The organism is Chamaesiphon sp. GL140_3_metabinner_50, assembly GCF_025361915.1.
In the GTDB taxonomy this organism is placed as follows: domain Bacteria; phylum Cyanobacteriota; class Cyanobacteriia; order Cyanobacteriales; family Chamaesiphonaceae; genus Chamaesiphon.
Genome location: NZ_JANYJC010000250.1, coordinates 1 through 2,432 on the forward strand (window position 1 = coordinate 1; position 2,432 = coordinate 2,432).

The window sequence follows — 2,432 nt, forward strand, 5'->3', positions numbered from 1 at the left end:
AGGATCGTGAGGATCGATATCTGCTAATTCTCGCTCGAATTCTCGTAACTTGGTTTGAGTGATTCGATACTGACGTTCATTTTGAATCATGGCTGTCCTTCTCACTGAGTAATCATTTCTTTGGGGTCTAAGACAACTACAGTTGAACTAGCCGGATACATCTCCCCATCCCTCCTTACTCCTTACTCCCAAACAACAACCCCAACCCCACCAAAAAGCCAATAATCAGCCCTGAAAAATGACCGACAATGCTGGTATGTCCGTTGGTAAGATCGAATACTAACTGAAACCCGACGCTAAATAACACCGCCTGAAATTGTCGCCCAGCGGCGGCTACTTTGGCTTGTCGCCACCCTCGCAGGTGAATCGCGCCCATTGCGCCCAACATGCCCATAATCGCCCCAGATGCACCGACAGTAATCTGGGGTGCGGTGAGCCAGTAAGTATCGATATAAGTAATTGTCGCCATCGAACCCAGCCCCGCAATTAAATACGCCAGCAGATACCGGAAACTTCCCAATCGATATTCGACAAATTTACCCAAATACAGCAACGCCACCATATTCATCCCCAGATGTAAGATGCCCATGTGGAGAAAATTAGCCGTAATAATCCGCCACCATTGCCCACCGAGCACCAATGGCGCGGCTAATCCACCTAATGGGATGAAGGTAAATTCTTTATCTCCCGACTTATATTGCCATGCCAATTCGGTACAGTAAATCAGTACGTTAATCGCAATTAATAGGTTGGTAACGGGGGTGCGGGCATTAACGGGCGTTTGGACGTTGTAGCGGGCATCTTGAATGATTGTCGATTCGATTTGGGCGATAGATTCGCGATCTAAAGAGCTGAGTTGCGTCAAATCTGGGAGCGGTTGAGATAATCGCCAATCGATATCGTGTTGAATGCAGCGATCTTGAGTCGTCTGACGCAGTTGGATTAATGTTTCTGTCCCCGTTTCGATTTTACCTGCGGCTAATTCTGCCGTACCGATCCAAAATTGATGGATATCGCTAGAGTATGTCGAAAGTAGATTTTGACACGACTGAGTGACGGCATCGATCCGCCCACAATAGGCGAGGAGATACATCTTGAGCAGATTTAACTGCTGGTTGTTAATGAGCCGATCGCGATCGAGTTTATTTACCTCTATAATGCACCGATGTAGATCTCCGGTTTCGGCTAGTGCCCGGACGTAATAAACTAGAGTGTTACCCCGATCGAGATCGCGATCGGTTGTCAGTCGCCATCGAAACCAGGTAATATACTCCGACCATCGATCGGTCGCACGATATAATAAAGCAGTTGCCGATCTGCCGATCTCTGTCTGGTTCGATAACTGCTGCTTGCGTCGAGTATCTACTTTGACAAGAGCTGCCGATGACGATGACTGCGGTGGTAATGCTGCTGGTTGATATCGATCGAAGATTTGATGCGCTGTCTCGATTTGTCCCGCCTGTGCGAGGGCAATCCCAGCGAGTAAATGATGGTAGTTCCACATGCCATCTGTCGGTGCCAACCATCTTACCCATTTGGCGAACCGACTAGCGGCTAAATATTCAGATTTATCGACTAGCGATTCTAGTCGCTGAAGCGAGAACATCGGGATTAACACCGAGATAATCCACGCGCCAATCCCAATCTTTACCGTCAGATCGGGCATAAAATACCAACTCATCGATAAAATTATCAGTACGACGATCGCTGCAATTTTCAGGCTAGAATTACTCCTGGATGTCGGTAGTAATATCGCCAAACAGTAAAAGATCGCAATCTGAACTAAAACAATACTGGTAAAATCCATTTGCAGCGAAATGTCGGTACTTACGGGAATACCTACTATTTTAACTAAAGATTTAGTTTCTCCATCGATCGATTATTTTCTACACTTTACCGCTTATGATTTGTGATTGGTCGATTGCTGATTTACCGGGGTTAAATAAGCCCGATTGCATTTTACTCGAACAGCTCGGCATCGCTACCACCGGGCAACTCCTAGCCGTTGCCCCTGATGCGGCAACTAAGTCTCAATTAGCCATGAGTCTGGGTGCTAAAATTCAGTATGTGAATAAATTAGTAGCTCTTGCCGATCTGTCGCGGTTGCCCGGTGTCGGCTGTCAGTATAATGGAATGCTCTTACATATCGGCATTATTTCTGTCAAACAATTAGCCCAAATGCCTGCTGATAAAATCCATCGACAACTGCTCAGGCTGCAAGTAGCCACGCTCCAACGCCGCGATCTCTGCCCAGATCTCGATCGTGTCCAAACCTGGATCGGGCAAGCCAGAGGGCTGAATTAGGGGATAGGAGATGGGAGATAGGAGATGGGAGATAGGAGATAGGTTGTAGCGAAGATCTACCCACCCCGCCCTACGGGCACACTTCGGCAAGCTCAGTGCAATGCCCGTCCAAGGAGGGGATTTTTCTT

2 protein-coding genes are annotated in these 2,432 nt (G+C 47.5%); one reads left to right on the forward strand and one right to left on the reverse strand.

Annotated elements, in window-relative coordinates:
- Nucleotides 1–175 precede the first annotated feature (175 nt).
- The gene (locus Q0R35_RS12540) at nucleotides 176–1,807 is read right to left on the reverse strand and encodes a rhomboid family intramembrane serine protease (RefSeq protein ID WP_295618486.1); all 1,632 of its coding nucleotides are present in this window, start codon (nucleotides 1,805–1,807) and stop codon (nucleotides 176–178) included.
- A 95-nt stretch (nucleotides 1,808–1,902) separates the two neighbouring features.
- Between Q0R35_RS12540 and Q0R35_RS12545 the strand changes: the two genes are divergently transcribed.
- Nucleotides 1,903–2,304, forward strand: a complete 402-nt coding sequence (locus tag Q0R35_RS12545) for a DUF4332 domain-containing protein (protein WP_295618489.1) — start codon at nucleotides 1,903–1,905, stop codon at nucleotides 2,302–2,304.
- Nucleotides 2,305–2,432 lie beyond the last annotated feature (128 nt).

What these genes read in the sequence shown, in the direction of transcription:
- Q0R35_RS12545 (WP_295618489.1), top strand. Translation starts at nt 1,903, where the DNA reads ATGATTTGTGATTGGTCGATTGCTGATTTACCGGGGTTAAATAAGCCC.
- Q0R35_RS12540 (WP_295618486.1), bottom strand. Translation starts at nt 1,807, where the DNA reads ATGGATTTTACCAGTATTGTTTTAGTTCAGATTGCGATCTTTTACTGT.